Source organism: Halomonas stenophila (genome assembly GCF_014192275.1).
GTDB lineage: Bacteria > Pseudomonadota > Gammaproteobacteria > Pseudomonadales > Halomonadaceae > Halomonas > Halomonas stenophila.
The window spans coordinates 171,667-186,632 of sequence record NZ_JACHXR010000006.1 but is presented as its reverse complement, the minus strand read 5'-3'; the positions used below and the strand labels follow the sequence as shown (position 1 = coordinate 186,632).

Sequence of the window (14,966 nt, the reverse complement as noted above, 5' to 3'; positions counted from 1 at the left end):
CTCAGGACTCCGGAGCGAACAGGCCGGTGGACAGGTAACGGTCGCCCCGGTCGCAGACGATGAAGACGATCACCGCGTTCTCGACCTCCTCGGCCACGCGCAGGGCGCCCGCCAGGGCACCGCCGGACGAGACGCCGGCGAGGATGCCCTCCTCCCGGGCCAGGCGCCGCATGTGGACCTCGGCCTCCTCCTGGCCGATATCCAGCACCCGGTCGACCCGGGCCGGCTCGAAGATGCGCGGCAGGTAGGCCTCGGGCCAGCGGCGGATCCCGGCGATACTGGCACCGTCCTCGGGCTGCAGGCCGATGATCTGCACCGCGGGATCGCGCTCCTTGAGATAGCGGGAGACCCCCATGATGGTCCCGGTGGTCCCCATCGAGCTGATGAAGTGGGTGATGGTGCCGCCCGTCTGCTCCCACAGCTCGGGCCCCGTGCCCCGATAATGGGCCAGGGGATTGTCGGGGTTGGCGAACTGGTCGAGCGGCTTGCCCTCGCCGCGCGCGATCATGGTCTCGGCCAGGTCCCGCGCCGCCTCCATGCCGCCCTCCTTGCTGACGCCGATGAGCTCTGCGCCATAGGCGGCCATGGCCTGCTTGCGCTCGTCGGAGGCACTCTCGGGCATGATCAGCACCAGGCGATAGCCCTTGATGGCGGCCGCCATGGCCAGGGCGATGCCGGTGTTGCCGGACGTGGCCTCGATGAGGGTGTCGCCCGGGGCGATGGCGCCGCGGCGTTCGGCCTCCTGAAGCATGGACAGCGCCGGGCGGTCCTTCACCGAGCCGGCCGGGTTGTGGCCCTCGAGCTTGGCCAGCAGGGTGTTGTTGCGCCCGGCGGTGATACGCTTGAGGCGAACCAGCGGCGTGTGGCCGATGGTTTCCTCCAGGGTGGGGAAATGCATGCAACCTTCCTAGTGGAAACGTCTTTTCGGCATTATATCCTTGGCCGACCGCACTGGACAGGCATGCCCCCCGGCTGTGGCATACTGGCCCCGACGCCGCCACCCGACGAGCCTCGCCGATGTCACTGAAGACCCGCCTGATGCTGGCCACCCTCGCCCTGCCGTTACTCCTGCTGACCCTGGCGGCGGTCGTGGTGACGGAGCTGGAGGACCGCCACCATCGCCAGTTGATGCGCGATCACCTGATCCGGACGGCTGAGCTGCTGGCCCCGACCCTGGGCGAGGCCCTGGCCGACGGTGATCGACAGACCCTCGCGGCCACGGCCGGCCGACTGCTCGACCTCGAGGAGGTGCGCGCCCTCGGCGTGCAGGGCGCCGACGGGGCACTGCGCCTGGAACTCGGGCGCCTGCGCCCCCTCGCCGCCGCGCCCGAGGCCACGCAGGGCCCCCGACTGGCCACCCGGGGACGGCAGTGGCTGCTGGCCGTGCCGCTGCCGGGCACGCCCGGGGCCCGGCTGCTGCTGGACATCGACGCCTCCGCCCTCCCGCTGGCCTACTATCGCCAGCTCGCGACCGGCGGCCTGGTGCTGCTGATGACCGGCCTGCTGCTGTTCCTGGTGGCCTATACCACCACCCGCCGGGTGACCCAACCCCTCGACGAGGCCAGCCAGACCCTCGAGCAGTTGATGGCCGGCCATGCCCCGCCCGCCCTGCCGGCCCCGTCCGACGCCGAGACGGCGCGGCTGGCCCGGCGCGTAAACGCGCTCAACGCGCACCTGGCCTCGGCCCGGGACGACCTCCAGATCCAGATCGAGCAGGCCACCGGCGAGCTGCAGGAATCCATGGAGACCATCGAGGTCCAGAACATCGAGCTGGACCTGGCTCACCGCAGCGCCCTGGAGGCCAACCGCGCCAAGTCGGAGTTCCTGGCCAACATGAGCCACGAGATCCGCACCCCCCTCAACGGCATCATCGGCTTCTGCCGCCTGTTGCACCGCACGGAGCTGGCGCCCCGCCAGCGCGAGTGGCTCGACCATGTCCAGCGAGCCTGCGACAACCTGCTGATGCTGGTCAACGACGTGCTCGACTTCTCGAAGATCGAGGCCGGCTGCCTCGAACTCGAGCACACGGCCCTGGACATGGTGACCCTGGTCGACGAGGTCCTCGGCCTGCAGGCGCCTCAGGCCCAGCAGAAGGACATCCAGCTGCTCGGCCTGGTCTACGACGACGTCCCCGAGGCCCTCAGCGGCGATCCCCTGCGCATCCGCCAGGTGCTGACCAACCTGGTGGGCAATGCCGTCAAGTTCACCGACGCGGGCGAGGTCATCGTCCGGGTGATGGTAGAGCAGCAGGCGCCCGGTCACACGCTGCTGCGCGTGCTGGTCACCGACACCGGCATCGGCCTGTCCGAGGAGGCCCAGCACCGCCTGTTCCGGGCCTTCCACCAGGCCGACGCCAGCCATCAGCGGGAGTTCGGCGGCACCGGACTGGGGCTGACCATCAGCCGCCAACTGGTCGAGCAAATGGGCGGCGAGATCAGCGTCAACAGCACGCCCGGGGAAGGCTCGACCTTCGCCTTCACCCTGCCCCTGGCCTGCCAGGCCGAGGCGGAGCGCGCCCCGGAGATGCACCTCGACGACACCCTGATCGTCCTCGATGAGCCCCACCTGCCCACCCGGCGCGCCCTGCAGCACCTGATGACCCGCTGGGGCGCCCGGGTCAGCGGCCTGGCGGGACGCCCTGCGGCCGGCCCGGCGCTGGCCGTGATCGGCCTGGCCGCCGAGGACCTCGACCCGACGGGCCTGGCGGGCTGGCAGCAACGACTCGACGCCCTGGGCTGCCCGGCCCTGCTGCTGGTCAATGCCAGCCCGCCCGACCTGCCGCTTCCCCATGGCGGGGAGATCCTCAGCAAGCCGCTGTCGCGAAAGGGGCTGGCCGCCGCGGTGAGACGCACCCTCAGCGGCGCCCGGCGGGAAGGCGCCGCCCTTCGCCCCACCCGACCGCCGAGCCCCCAGCGGCGGCTGCTGGTGGTCGACGACACCGAGTCCAACCGGCTGCTGCTCAAGGAGCTCGTCCAGGGCCCGGCCCTCGAGGTAACCCTCGCCGCCAGCGGCGAGGAGGCCCTGGCCATGGCCCAGGAGACGTCCTTCGATGTGGTGCTGATGGACATCCGCATGCAGGGCATGGATGGGGTCGAGACCACCCGGGCCCTGCGCGCCCTGGGCGGCTCCTGGCGGGGGCTGCCGATCATCGCCGTCACGGCCCATATCCAGAACGATCAGCGCCGCCAGCTGCTCGAGAGCGGACTCGATGGTGTCCTGGAGAAACCCCTGGACGTCACCGAGCTGTCGGGACTGCTGCGCCACCATCTGGGCACGGGGCTGGCCCTGGAGGGGGCGCCACCCGCCGGCGGCGAGCCGGTTGGCAATGACGCGGAACTGGCGGAGGTGGACCTGGCCCTCGGCACCCGGCTGGCCGGTGGGCGCGAGGCGCTGGCGCGCCAGCTGCTGGACCAGCTGATCGCCTCCCTGGACGACAGCGAGGCCGCCATCCGCCGGGCCAGCGGGCGGGGCGACGGGGAGGCGCTGCTCGACGCCCTGCATGCGCTCAATGGTGCCTGCCGCTACTGCGGGGTCCCCCGCCTGGGGCTGCTGGCGGAGACCCTGGAGACCCGCCTGCGATCCCGGGGCCTCGACGCGGTCACCGCGCTGCTGCCGGATCTGTATGCCGCCATGGCGGGCCTGAGAGCCTGGCAGGCGACTCAGCCCTCCAGCACCACGAAGGCCACGGCGAACGCCTCCTCGTCCGACAGCGAGAGATGAAGGGCCTTGACGCCGGCGGCCTCGGCCAGGTCATGGGCCTGGCCGGACAGCAGCAGGGAGGGACGCCCCATGGCATCGTTGACCACCTGGATCTCGGTCCAGCGCATGCCCCGTCGCAGGCCGGTACCCAGCGCCTTGACGAAGGCCTCCTTGGCGGCGAACCGCTTGGCCAGGTAGGCCACCGGCCGACCCCGCGCCTGGAACAGGGACAGCTCGTCGTCGCCGAGCAAGCGCCGGGCGAAGCGCTCGCCATGGCGCACCACTGCACGCTCGAAGCGCGCCACCCGGGCGATGTCGGTCCCCACCCCGATGATCATCGGCAGCCATCACCCTCGTCGTCGTGTGCGTGGTCATGCTCGTCGAGCGCCGCCAGCAGGCCGGCCTCCTGGCCGGCGACCGTCAGGCGCTTCATCTCGGCCACGGCCTCCTTGAGGCCGACGAACAGCGCCCGGGCGATGATCGCGTGGCCGATGTTGAGCTCGTGCAGCCCGGGAATCGCGGCGATGGCCTCGACATTATGATAGTGCAGGCCATGGCCCGCATTGACGGTCAGGCCCAGCTCACCGGCCATCTCCGCGGCGGCCACCAGGCGCGCATGCTCCCGGGCGGCCTCGCGTCCGCTCGCCTCGGCATAGGCCCCGGTATGCAGCTCGATCACCGGCGCGCCGGCCCGGGCCGCCGCCTCGACCTGGGCAGGCTCCGGGTCGATGAACAGCGAGACCTCACAGCCCGTCTCGGCCAGCCGACGACAGGCCGAGGCCACGGCCTCGAAGCCACCGGCCACGTCCAGGCCACCCTCGGTGGTCAGTTCCTCGCGCTTCTCGGGCACCAGGCACACATGGGCCGGGCGAAGCTCCTCGGCGAGCGCCAGCATCGCCTCGGTGACCGCCATCTCGAGGTTCATGCGGGTCGTGAGCACCTCGGCCAGCAGGCGCACGTCGCGTTCCTGGATATGCCGACGGTCCTCGCGCAGGTGCACGGTGATGCCATCGGCGCCGGCCTCCTCGGCCAGCAGGGCGGCCTGGACGGGATCGGGATAGCGGGTGCCGCGGGCCTGGCGCAGAGTGGCGATATGGTCGATGTTGACGCCGAGCAGGATGCGGGGGGGATACATGACACTCTCCTTGTAGACGGAAGAAGGAAGCAATGAGAGGGAAGATGGAAACAAGGATATGGGATTGTCTTCTTTCTTACAGGCGCGCAGCGCCGCTCTTCAAGCTTGGGGGGCCCGGCGCCGGGCCGCCAGCTGGTGCATCCATTCGCGGGAGCGCAGCGGCCGGCTGCCCAGCAACGGCGCCATGGCCGCCCGGGTGACGGCCTTGGCCGGGCCGGCGAGGCCCGGGGCCCGCCAGTCCCCCGCGACGAGCAGCTTGAGGGTGCGCCCATCGATGCCGCGCTCGCCGGGCACGAAGGCCCGGGAGGCCGGCTCGAAGACATAGCGGCCCTGGGGGTCCAGGGCCTGCCCCTCGGGGCCGCAGAAGCGCGGCTCGGCATCCAGCGCCTCGAGCAGCGCCAGTTCCAGGCGACGCAGCACGCCGGCCCGGGCCACGGGGCGTGGCAAGGCCTCGAGGGTCGCGGTGTAGAAGGCGAAGACCTCGGTCACCGGTAGCTCCACCGGCAACAGCCGGGTGAGCAGCTCGTTGGCGTAGAGGCCGCAGAGCAGGCCCTCGCCGGCCAGCATCGCCGCCGGACCACGCGATTCGATCAGGCCCAGGCGCTTGAGCTCGCCGCTCCCGCTCCAGGTGACATGCAAGGGGGCGAAGGGCTGCAGCGAGGCCCGCGCCCGGCTCCCGGGCCGCTGCACGCCACGCGCCACGGCCCGCACCCGGCCGTGGTCCAGGGTCAGCAGCTCGACCAGGGCGCTGGTCTCGCGGTAGGGCCGCTTGTGCAGCAGGTAGGCGGGTTGGGGGGTCATGGGCGATGGGCCCTTCAGGCGGAGTTTCGAGGTTCGAGGTGCGAGGAAATCAAGAGTGAGGGGTAAGGCGTGAGGTGTGAGGGCCTCCGTCACGCCTCACTCCAGACGCCTCACGCCTCGTCTCCATCAGTCCAGGTCGTAGCCCAGACTCTTGAGCGCCCGCTCGTCGTCGGACCAGCCGCGCTTGACCTTGACCCAGAGGTTGAGCATCACCTTGGCGCCGAGCGCCCGCTCCATGTCGAGCCGCGCCTCGCGGCCGATCTTCTTGATCCGCTCGCCGCTGTCGCCGATCAGGATCTTCTTCTGGCCCTGGCGCTCGACCATGATCAGGGCGCTGATGTGGATCACTCGGCCCTCGTCGCGGAACTCCTCGATCTCGACGGTCATCTGGTAGGGCAGCTCGTCGCCGAGCTGGCGCATGACCTTCTCGCGCACCAGCTCGGCGGCCAGGAAGCGCTGGCTCTTGTCGGTGACCTGGTCCTCGGGAAAGTAGTGGACGCTCTCGGGCAGGTGCTTGGCGACCTCGGCCTCGAGTTCCGCCACGTTGGTGCCGTGCTTGGCGGCGATCGGCACGATGGCGGCGAAGTCGCGCCGGGCGCCCACCGACTCCAGCCAGGGCAACAGTTCCGCCTTGTCCTGGAGGCGATCGACCTTGTTGACCGCCAGGATCACCGGCGCCTCGACGTTGGCCAGGCGCTCCAGCACCACCTGGTCCTCGGGGGTCCAGCGGGTACGGTCGATGATGAAGACCACGCAGTCCACGTCGCGCAGGGCCTGGGTGGCGGCCTGGTTCATGAAGCGGTTGATGGCCTTGTTGCGGTCCTTCTCGAGGATGTGGATCCCCGGGGTGTCGACATAGATGAACTGGCTGTCGCCCTCGGTCTTGATGCCCATCACCTGGTGGCGCGTGGTCTGCGGCCGCCGGGAGGTGATGGAGATCTTCTGGCCGAGGATACGGTTCATCAGCGTCGACTTGCCGACGTTGGGGCGACCGACGATGGCCACGAAGCCACAGGTCTGGATCATGAGCGGGCTCCCTGGGATTCGAGCCGCGCCAGCGCCTGCTGGGCGGCCTGCTGCTCGGCATGTCGGCGACTGGCCCCGATGCCGAGGGTATGTTCCTCGAGCATCTCGACATGGCACTCGACGGTGAAGGTCTGGGCATGGGCCTCCCCCTCCACCGAGACCACCTCGTAGCGCGGTAGCGCCACCTGGCGTGACTGCAGGAACTCCTGCAGGCGTGTCTTGGGGTCCTTCTGGGTATCCTGCAGATTGATGGCCTCCAGGCGCTCGGCGTACCAGGCCAGCACTCGGGACCGGGCGGTATCCATGCCGGCGTCCAGGTAGATGGCGCCGATCACCGCCTCGACCGCATCGGCGAGGATCGAGTCGCGGCGATGGCCGCCGCTCTTCATCTCGCCCGAGCCCAGGCGCAGGCACTCGCCGAAGGCCATCTCCCGGGCCAGCTCGGCCAGGGTCTGCCCCTTGACCAGGCGGGCGCGCAGGCGCGACAGCTGGCCCTCCCGGGCCTGGGGAAAGCGCTGGAAGAGGTCCTCGGCGATGACGAAGTTGACGATGGAATCACCGAGGAACTCGAGGCGCTCGTTGTTGCGGCCGCCGTAACTGCGGTGGGTCATGGCCAGCTCGAGCAGCTCGGGCTGCGCGAAGTCATGGCCGATGCGGCGGCTGAAAGGTGTCAGGGAATTGCTCACGAAGCTCCTGCTATGTCATGACAGACGCTGCCGTTCCTGGCAGTCATTGGATACGACGCACGCTGGTGAAGCTCGGCAGTCCACCGTCCCAGTGCATCCAGACGGCGAAGGCCTTGCCCACGATGTTCTCCTCCGGCACGAAGCCCCAGTAGCGACTGTCGTTGGAGTGGTCGCGGTTGTCGCCCATGGTGAAGTAATGCCCCTCGGGCACCACCAGCTCCCGCATCTGCGGGCCGGGGTCGCGAGGGTTAGTGTAGATAGCGTGGGCGACCTCGCCCAGTTGCTCTTCCAGCAGCAGTTCATTGGGCTCGGTCGGCGGACCCGCCTCGATCAGGCGCTTGGGTACCGGCTCGCCATTGACATAGAGCTGCTTGTCCGCGTAGCGGATACGGTCGCCGGGCAGCCCGACGACCCGCTTGATGAAGTTCACCGACGGCTCGCTGGGAAAGCGGAACACCATCACGTCGCCGCGCTCGGGCTCACCCAACTCGACAACCTGGTGGTTGGCCACCGGCAGGCGCAGCCCGTAGGCGAACTTGTTGACCAGGATGAAGTCGCCCACTTCCAGGGTCGGACGCATCGAGCCGGAGGGAATCTGGAAGGGCTCCACCACGAAGCTGCGCAGCACCAGCACCACCAGCAGCACCGGGAAGAAGGAGCGCGCATAGTCCACCGGCCAGGGGTCCTTGAGGGCCTTCTCCCGCGCCACCGGATCGAGCCCCTCGGTGGTGCCCGCCTCGGTGTTGGCCAGCAGCCGGGCCCGCCGGGCGGGGCGCCACCAGACGAGATCCAGCAGCCAGACCGCCCCGGTGACGCCGACCGCCACCACCAAGAGGAGTGCAAAATCCATTGTCGTCCTTCCCTAGTCGTTCACCTTGAGCACGGCGAGGAAGGCATCCTGGGGAATCTCCACCCGGCCGACCTGCTTCATGCGCTTCTTGCCCGCCTTCTGCTTCTCCAGCAGTTTCTTCTTGCGGGTCATGTCGCCGCCGTAACACTTGGCGGTGACGTTCTTGCGCAGCGCCTTGACGGTGGAACGGGCCACTACCTGGCCGCCGATCGCCGCCTGGATGGCCACGTCGAACATCTGCCGCGGGATCAACTCCTTCATCTTCTCGACCAGCACACGGCCGCGGGAGTGGGCATGGTCGCGGTGGATGATCACCGCCAGGGCATCGACCCGGTCGCCGTTGATCAGCACGTCGAGGCGGACTAGCCTGGCCGCCTCGAAGCGCTCGAAGTTGTACTCCAGGGAGGCATAGCCCTTGGAGATCGACTTCAGGCGGTCGAAGAAGTCCATCACCACCTCGCTCATGGGCAGCTCGTAGGTGAGCTGGATCTGGCTGCCCAGGAACAGCATGTCGAGCTGGGTCCCGCGGCGCTGCTCGCACTCGGCGATGACGTTGCCGACGAAGTCCTGAGGCACCAGGATGCTGGCGCGGACCACCGGCTCGCGCATCTCCTCCACATCGGCCATGTCCGGCAGCTTGGAGGGATTGGCGACGTAGCGCAGCTCGCCATCCTTCATCAGCAGCTCGTAGACCACGGTGGGGGCCGTGGTCAGCAGGTCCAGGTCGTACTCGCGCTCGAGGCGCTCCTGGACGATCTCCATGTGCAGGGTGCCGAGGAAGCCGACCCGGAAACCGAAGCCCAAGGCGTCGGAGTTCTCCGGCTCGTAGTCCAGGGAGGCGTCGTTGAGTGCCAGCTTCTCGAGGGCGTCGCGGAAGTCCTCGTAGTCGTCGGCGCTGACCGGGAACATGCCCGCGTAGACCTGGGGCTTGACCTTCTGGAAGCCCGGCAGCCGCTTGACGTCCGGGGTCCTGGCGTGGGTGATGGTGTCCCCCACCGGCGCGCCGTGGATGTCCTTGATGCCGGCCACCACGAAACCCACCTCGCCGGCGCGCAGGATATCGGTCTGGCGGCGCTGCGGGGTAAAGATGCCCACCTCGTTGGCCTGCCAGTCGCGGCCGGTGGAGGTGATGCGGATCTTGTCGCCCTTCTTCAGGGTGCCGTCGAAGATCCGCACCAGCGACACCACGCCCAGGTAGTTGTCGAACCAGGAGTCGATGATCAGCGCCTGGAGCGGCGCCTCGCGGTCGCCCTTGGGCGGCGGGATGTCGCGCACCAGGCGCTCGAGCAGCGCATCGATGCCCAGGCCGCTCTTGGCCGACACCTGGCAGGCGTCGGTGGCGTCCAGGCCGATGATCTCCTCGACCTCGTGGGCCACCTTGTCGGGATCGGCCTGGGGCAGGTCCATCTTGTTGAGCACCGGCAGCACCTCGAGGCCCTGCTCGATGGCGGTGTAGCAGTTGGCCACCGACTGGGCCTCGACGCCCTGGGCGGCATCCACCACCAGCAGGGCGCCCTCGCAGGCATACAGCGAGCGGGAGACCTCGTAGGAGAAGTCGACGTGCCCCGGCGTGTCGATGAAGTTGAGCTGATAGACGTTGCCGTCTTGCGCGTGGTAGTCCAGCGTCACCGACTGGGCCTTGATGGTGATGCCGCGCTCGCGCTCGAGGTCCATGGAGTCGAGGACCTGCTCCTTCAGTTCGCGCTCGGTGAGGCCACCACAGGTCTGGATCAGGCGATCGGCCAGGGTCGACTTGCCGTGATCGATGTGGGCGATGATCGAGAAGTTCCGTATCCCGTTGATTACTTTACGGTTGTCGCTTTCTGCCATTCGGGGTAATCCGTTTCATGACCGCGCCGGGGACCCGTGATCGATGGACTGTCCGGACCGGGGCGTCGTGTGAGATGGCGGCATTGTAGCGAGATGCGCCGGCCAGATACAGCGACCCGACGGCCGGAGCCGCCGGGTCGCGGGTCACGACGCTGTCGACGACGGCCTCAGTCGGAGGCGAGCCGCAGTGCCACATAGTAGGAGCGGCCATCCCGATAGAGCCGTACCGGCACCACGCTGCCCGCCGGGAATTCGGCGACCAGCTCGCCGAGCTGGGCCGGGCTCTCCACCGCCCGCTGGCCGATGCTGACCAGGATATCACCGGGACGGATCCCCGCGGAGGCGGCGATGCCATCGGGGGCCAGCTCGGTGACGCGCACGCCGTGCTCGAGTCCCAGCTTGCGGCGCTCGCCCTCCTCCAGGGACTGGACGACGACCCCCAGCCGCGCCGGCGCGGCATTGTCGCCGTTGCCGCCGGCCAGGGCGGGCGCATCGGGCCAGGCGCCCACGTCCAGGGTGATCGTCCGGCGCTCGCCGTCGCGAAGCACGCTCAGTTCCACCTCGTCGCCCGGCGACACCTGGCCGATCAGCCGCGGCAGGGTACTGGAGCGTTCCACTCCCTCACCATTGACCGCGAGGATGATGTCACCGGCCTGCAGGCCGCCCTCGGCCGCCGGCCCCTCGGGGTCGAGATCGGCGATCAGCGCCCCGCGGGGGTTGTCCATGCCGAAGGATTCCGCCAGTTCCCGGGACACCGGCTGGATCATCACGCCGAGCCAGCCGCGGCTGACCGAGCCGTCGGCCCGCAGCTGGTCCGCGACGTCCATGGCCACGTTGATGGGGATCGCGAACGACAGTCCCATGAAGCCGCCGCTGCGGGTGAAGATCTGGGAGTTGATGCCGATCACCTCGCCATCCAGGTTGAACAGCGGACCGCCGGAGTTGCCCGGGTTGATGGCCACGTCGGTCTGGATGAAGGGCACGTAGACATCCCGCGGCAGGGTGCGGTTGATGGCGCTGACGATGCCGGCGGTCACCGAGTGGTCGAAGCCGAAGGGCGAGCCGATGGCCGCCACCCATTCGCCGACCTCGAGCCGGTCGGAATCCCCCAGGGCCAGGGTCGGCAGGTTGTCGGCATCGACCTTGAGCACCGCCACGTCGGTCTTCTCGTCGGCTCCCACCAGCTCGGCCTCGAGCTCGCGACGGTCGTTGAGGCGCACCAGGATCTGGTCGGCCCCATCGACCACATGGGCGTTGGTCATGATGTAGCCGTCCGCGTCGATGATGAAGCCCGAGCCCAGCGACTGGCGCTCCTCGCTGCGCCCCCTGCCTCCCGGGGGCATCGGCATGCGATCACCGAAGAAGTGGCGGAAGATCTCGGGGATGTCCTGGCCCTCGAACTCGCCGAAGGGCGAGCCGGGCCGTTCGACCACCCGGGACGTGGAGATGTTGACCACCCCGGGCGCCGCTTCCTTGACCAGCCCGGTGAAGTCCGGCAGTTCACGGGCCAGGGCGGACTGGCTGGCGAGGACCGCCAGGGTCAGGAGCATCCACAGGGAAAGCTGTCGCGTCATGCGTGTCATGAAAGACTCCTGTGACGTGGGAATGATGATGAGGTAATGCTTTCTTGTTACCGCGCTAACGGTAAAAGGTTCAGCCCGAGGATCGACTGACCGCGAGCAGGCGCGGCCGGTAGCATCGGGCATGACGCTGAAGGTGTCGGCGCAGCAGGCCGCCGCCGGCGACCAGCCCGCCGGCGAAGGCGAGCGCCACCAGGGGTTCGGACAGGGCCAGGTGGTCGGCGAGCAGGGCACCGGCGAGCGCCAGGCCCAGCGGCAGGCCATAGGTCCAGAGGCTGGCGCGAGCCACGGCCTGGGCCGGCAGTCCGAGGGACACGACATCGCCGACGGTCAGTGGCTGCCCCGCGTGGATGGCCACCCGCAAGGGACGCGATGCCTGCCAGCGGGCCATGGCACGGGTACCGCATCCCTGGCGGGCCTGGCAGGCGCCGCAGGCCGACTGGCGACTGACCTCGACCCAGGCGCCCCCCGCGAAGGGCTCGACGACGCGGCCCTGCTCGACGAGCAAGGCGGCATGGTCGGCGGCGGCGATCATTGGGCCTCCGCCGTGGCCGAGCCCCCGTCGGCGGCCTTGTCGGCGGCCTCGGCCTGCCATTCCACGGCCTCGACCACCCGGCGCAGCACCCGAGGCGGCAGCTCGCCCATGGCCACCACCTGGCGGGGCTGCCCGCCCAGCTCGCGATGCAGCACCGCCGCATGGGAGACACCCAGGCGATGCACGCCCGGAATCAGCAGGTCCTGGCCCTCGAGGGGCTCGACGAAGACACTGAGCGTGGCCAGGCCGTCACCATAGACACGATGACTGACCCCCGGGCGACGCCTGCCGTGGGTCTTCACCGGCTGGGCCACGAAGCCTTCCGGCAGCCAGCCGGGGCGCCAGCGATCCTCGCCGGGTGCCTGCCCGGGCGCGAGGCCGACCCGGCCGTCGTGGAGCCGGGGGGCGCGAAGCTCGGTGACCTGGAAGGTCTCCACCACCCGCCCCTGCTCGTCGAGCAGCATCTGCTTGAGCGGCAGGGCGGTGCGGGCATCCAGCCAGAGACGATGGCCATAGCGCATCTCGTCCAGCGGCTCGATCTCGAGGCGCAGGGTCCGGCGGCCGGCGATGCGATCCTCCCCGGAGAGCTGCAGGCGATAGAGGCCGTCGAGATGCTGCACGATGGCGGCCGGCGAGGCCAGGGTGGGGCCGGCGGCCATGCCGTTCAGCCGGGCGATGCGCCCCTGCCGCTCGAAGACCACCGGCGGCCCGTCCAGGAAGCGGGCGACCTCGCGCTCGACGCCGTCGCGAATCTCGTGGGACAGCGCCAGGGTGCGCACGCCGTCCACCCCGATGCGCACCGCACGGGCCTGGAAGACATAGCAGTGACCGGCCCACAGGCTGCGTTCGAACCAGGCCCTGGCCGACTCGGGATCGGGCTCGTCGGCCAGGGTGGTGCAATCGAACTGCTCGTCGCTCGGCGCCGGCGAGGCTGCTCCGGCCGCGGCGACCGACGTCATCGCGGCGCCGGCCAGCACCAGGGCCACCAGGTGGCGTGACCGCCTCCGCCAGACCGCCATCAACGCTGACCCAGCGGCTCGCTTCCGGAGGCCCGCAGCAGCGGCATCCAGACATCCCCGCCACTGGCGGCGGCGCCTTCGGCGTGGCGGTCGAGATAGGACTGCAGCAGCAGCGCCTGCTGGCGGTCCATGCTCAGCGACTGGCGCTGGGTCGGCGACATGAACATCGGCGTCGCCTCCCCGGCTCCCACGGTCATCAGGCCCTGCTGGCGGCTGGCGGGCTGTGACTGGAACATCGGCAGGTCGACCAGCGACGGCGCCTGGACACTCGGGCCGCTCGCCTGGCCGGCACCGCCGGCGGTGTTCGCCACGGGGGCGGTGCCGGTGCCCGCTGGGGTACCCAGCGGCGAGGCGCCGTTGTAGAACTGCACCCCGGTGATCACCATCAGCGAGACCGCCGCGGCGATACCGGCGCTGCGCATCAGCGGCAGCGAACGGCGGGTCGCGGGTGACTCCTCCGAGGCCATCGGGGCTGGCTCGTCCTGCAACCGGGCCATCACGCCTGCGGAAAGGTCGGTGGACACATCGACCTCCGTCTCGCGACGCAGCAGGGATCTCATCATGTGGTAGCGGCGCCAGGCTTCCGCCGCATCGGGCTCGTCGTCCAGCGACTTCAGCAGGCGTCGCAACTCGAGCTCGTCACCTTCGTTGTCCATTAGCGCAGAAAGCGATTCCCGTGCGTTCTGACTCATTCTTCACACCCTCACACTCGTCAAGACTCGTCCGCCTTGCATCCATTGGAAGCCCGGTATCCCGACCTCGATGCCCACCCTTTCGACGACGTCGGCACGCTGTCGGCTCGCGACTGGCGAGCCGGTCACCGCATATGACGTCAGCGGCGTCCGACAGTTCAGCCAATCGACAAAAACGATGAAAATTCGGTTCATTCGGTCAGCGCTTCCTGGTTGCGCGACGTGGTCACCAGGGGGCGAATATGCTGATCCACCGCCTCCCGGGCGCGGAAGATGCGCGAGCGCACCGTGCCCACCGGGCAATCCATGATGTTGGCGATGTCCTCGTAGGAGAGCCCATCGAGTTCGCGCAGGGTGATGGCCGTACGCAGGTCGTCGGGAAGGGCCTCGATGGCCTCGAACACGGCCGCCTGCAACTGGTCGCGGGCGATGGCGGCCTCGGGAGTCTCGATGTCGGCCAGCCGGCCGCTGTGGTCGACGATCTCGGCATCGACGATATCCAGATCGCTGCCCGGCGGGCGGCGACCCTTGGACACCAGGTGGTTCTTGGCGGTGTTGATGGCGATGCGGTACATCCAGGTATAGAAGGCGCTCTCGGCGCGGAACTTGCCCAGCGCCCGATAGGCCTTGATGAACGCCTCCTGGGCCACGTCCTGCACCTCGGCATGATCGTGCACGTAGCGGCCGATCAGGCCGATGATCTTGTGCTGGTACTTCTTGACCAGCAGGTCGAAGGCGCGGGTATCCCCTTTCTGGGCGCGCTCGACGAGTTGCTGGTCGGTCTCCCGAGTGCCCATTCAACGCCTCCCCGCGGCGCGAGTTGGACGCGACGCTCTGGCGGAACGTCGCGATGAGACTGGTGTCGCTTCCATATGTATCAACCTAGACCCTGGGGTGAGCGTGCGCCGATGTCGGCAGGTGCCCAAGTGTTCCTGTTTCTCGGGCAGGCATCAAGCGGCCGGATGTGATGGACACGCCCTCGCCGGCGTGTCCCGGGCAGGCGCCGTCAACGCCGGCGCTGTGACAAGCGCCACCGCCCAGGGGTTCCGTCTGCGATTGAATTTACCCGGCACGCGGGCGATAGTAGACGTCTCACGCCGACTCAGCGCTGAC

14 protein-coding genes are annotated in these 14,966 nt (G+C 69.3%); 1 reads left to right on the top strand and 13 read right to left on the bottom strand.

Annotated features, from left to right (window positions below; genetic code table 11):
- Position 1 precedes the first annotated feature (1 nt).
- On the bottom strand, positions 2-898 hold the full coding sequence (cysM, locus tag FHR97_RS12455) for a cysteine synthase CysM (RefSeq protein WP_183384133.1): 897 nt from the start codon (positions 896-898) through the stop codon (positions 2-4).
- A gap of 119 nt (positions 899-1,017) precedes the next feature.
- On the opposite strand from cysM, the gene FHR97_RS12450 reads away from it, so the two are divergent.
- On the top strand, positions 1,018-3,720 hold the full coding sequence (locus FHR97_RS12450; RefSeq protein WP_183384132.1) for an ATP-binding protein: 2,703 nt from the start codon (positions 1,018-1,020) through the stop codon (positions 3,718-3,720).
- Here FHR97_RS12450 and acpS read toward each other — a convergent pair.
- The 12 genes from acpS to rpoE all read right to left on the bottom strand — a co-directional run bounded on the left by acpS (position 3,660) and on the right by rpoE (position 14,650).
- Positions 3,660-4,037: a holo-ACP synthase gene (gene acpS / locus FHR97_RS12445; RefSeq protein ID WP_183384131.1), complete on the bottom strand. Its 378-nt coding sequence runs from the start codon at positions 4,035-4,037 to the stop codon at positions 3,660-3,662. The genes FHR97_RS12450 and acpS overlap by 61 nt on opposite strands.
- Positions 4,034-4,834, bottom strand: coding sequence for a pyridoxine 5'-phosphate synthase (gene pdxJ, locus FHR97_RS12440; RefSeq protein ID WP_183384130.1), 801 nt, complete (start codon positions 4,832-4,834; stop codon positions 4,034-4,036). The genes acpS and pdxJ overlap by 4 nt, the downstream gene beginning before the upstream one ends.
- A 99-nt stretch (positions 4,835-4,933) precedes the next feature.
- A complete protein-coding gene (recO, locus tag FHR97_RS12435) occupies positions 4,934-5,635 on the bottom strand; it encodes a DNA repair protein RecO (RefSeq protein ID WP_183384129.1) in 702 nt (233 codons plus the stop codon).
- Between the two features lie 126 nt (positions 5,636-5,761).
- On the bottom strand, positions 5,762-6,661 hold the full coding sequence (gene era / locus FHR97_RS12430) for a GTPase Era (RefSeq protein WP_183384128.1): 900 nt from the start codon (positions 6,659-6,661) through the stop codon (positions 5,762-5,764).
- On the bottom strand, positions 6,658-7,347 hold the full coding sequence (gene rnc / locus FHR97_RS12425) for a ribonuclease III (RefSeq protein ID WP_183384127.1): 690 nt from the start codon (positions 7,345-7,347) through the stop codon (positions 6,658-6,660). The genes era and rnc overlap by 4 nt, the downstream gene beginning before the upstream one ends.
- 43 nt (positions 7,348-7,390) lie before the next feature.
- Positions 7,391-8,197, bottom strand: a complete 807-nt coding sequence (gene lepB / locus FHR97_RS12420; RefSeq protein ID WP_183384126.1) for a signal peptidase I — start codon at positions 8,195-8,197, stop codon at positions 7,391-7,393.
- A gap of 12 nt (positions 8,198-8,209) precedes the next feature.
- Entirely contained in the window at positions 8,210-10,027 is a 1,818-nt protein-coding gene (gene lepA / locus FHR97_RS12415) for a translation elongation factor 4 (protein ID WP_183384125.1), read from the bottom strand.
- Between the two features lie 167 nt (positions 10,028-10,194).
- Positions 10,195-11,610: a DegQ family serine endoprotease gene (locus FHR97_RS12410; RefSeq protein WP_183384124.1), complete on the bottom strand. Its 1,416-nt coding sequence runs from the start codon at positions 11,608-11,610 to the stop codon at positions 10,195-10,197.
- Between the two features lie 70 nt (positions 11,611-11,680).
- Positions 11,681-12,142, bottom strand: coding sequence for a SoxR reducing system RseC family protein (locus tag FHR97_RS12405; protein ID WP_183384123.1), 462 nt, complete (start codon positions 12,140-12,142; stop codon positions 11,681-11,683).
- Entirely contained in the window at positions 12,139-13,161 is a 1,023-nt protein-coding gene (locus FHR97_RS12400; RefSeq protein WP_183384122.1) for a MucB/RseB C-terminal domain-containing protein, read from the bottom strand. The genes FHR97_RS12405 and FHR97_RS12400 overlap by 4 nt, the downstream gene beginning before the upstream one ends.
- Complete coding sequence (locus tag FHR97_RS12395) at positions 13,161-13,853, bottom strand: sigma-E factor negative regulatory protein (protein ID WP_183384121.1); 693 nt, start codon at positions 13,851-13,853, stop codon at positions 13,161-13,163. The genes FHR97_RS12400 and FHR97_RS12395 overlap by 1 nt, the downstream gene beginning before the upstream one ends.
- Before the next feature lie 191 nt (positions 13,854-14,044).
- Positions 14,045-14,650: an RNA polymerase sigma factor RpoE gene (gene rpoE / locus FHR97_RS12390; RefSeq protein WP_183384120.1), complete on the bottom strand. Its 606-nt coding sequence runs from the start codon at positions 14,648-14,650 to the stop codon at positions 14,045-14,047.
- Positions 14,651-14,966: the final 316 nt, after the last annotated feature.

Bases quoted from the DNA above. Each gene is read 5' to 3' on its own strand.
- FHR97_RS12400 (WP_183384122.1), bottom strand. From the start codon at position 13,161: ATGGCGGTCTGGCGGAGGCGGTCACGCCACCTGGTGGCCCTGGTGCTG.
- FHR97_RS12410 (WP_183384124.1), bottom strand. From the start codon at position 11,610: ATGACACGCATGACGCGACAGCTTTCCCTGTGGATGCTCCTGACCCTG.
- era (WP_183384128.1), bottom strand. From the start codon at position 6,661: ATGATCCAGACCTGTGGCTTCGTGGCCATCGTCGGTCGCCCCAACGTC.
- lepB (WP_183384126.1), bottom strand. From the start codon at position 8,197: ATGGATTTTGCACTCCTCTTGGTGGTGGCGGTCGGCGTCACCGGGGCG.
- pdxJ (WP_183384130.1), bottom strand. From the start codon at position 4,834: ATGTATCCCCCCCGCATCCTGCTCGGCGTCAACATCGACCATATCGCC.
- FHR97_RS12395 (WP_183384121.1), bottom strand. From the start codon at position 13,853: ATGAGTCAGAACGCACGGGAATCGCTTTCTGCGCTAATGGACAACGAA.
- FHR97_RS12450 (WP_183384132.1), top strand. From the start codon at position 1,018: ATGTCACTGAAGACCCGCCTGATGCTGGCCACCCTCGCCCTGCCGTTA.
- FHR97_RS12405 (WP_183384123.1), bottom strand. From the start codon at position 12,142: ATGATCGCCGCCGCCGACCATGCCGCCTTGCTCGTCGAGCAGGGCCGC.
- recO (WP_183384129.1), bottom strand. From the start codon at position 5,635: ATGACCCCCCAACCCGCCTACCTGCTGCACAAGCGGCCCTACCGCGAG.
- acpS (WP_183384131.1), bottom strand. From the start codon at position 4,037: ATGATCATCGGGGTGGGGACCGACATCGCCCGGGTGGCGCGCTTCGAG.
- cysM (WP_183384133.1), bottom strand. From the start codon at position 898: ATGCATTTCCCCACCCTGGAGGAAACCATCGGCCACACGCCGCTGGTT.
- lepA (WP_183384125.1), bottom strand. From the start codon at position 10,027: ATGGCAGAAAGCGACAACCGTAAAGTAATCAACGGGATACGGAACTTC.
- rpoE (WP_183384120.1), bottom strand. From the start codon at position 14,650: ATGGGCACTCGGGAGACCGACCAGCAACTCGTCGAGCGCGCCCAGAAA.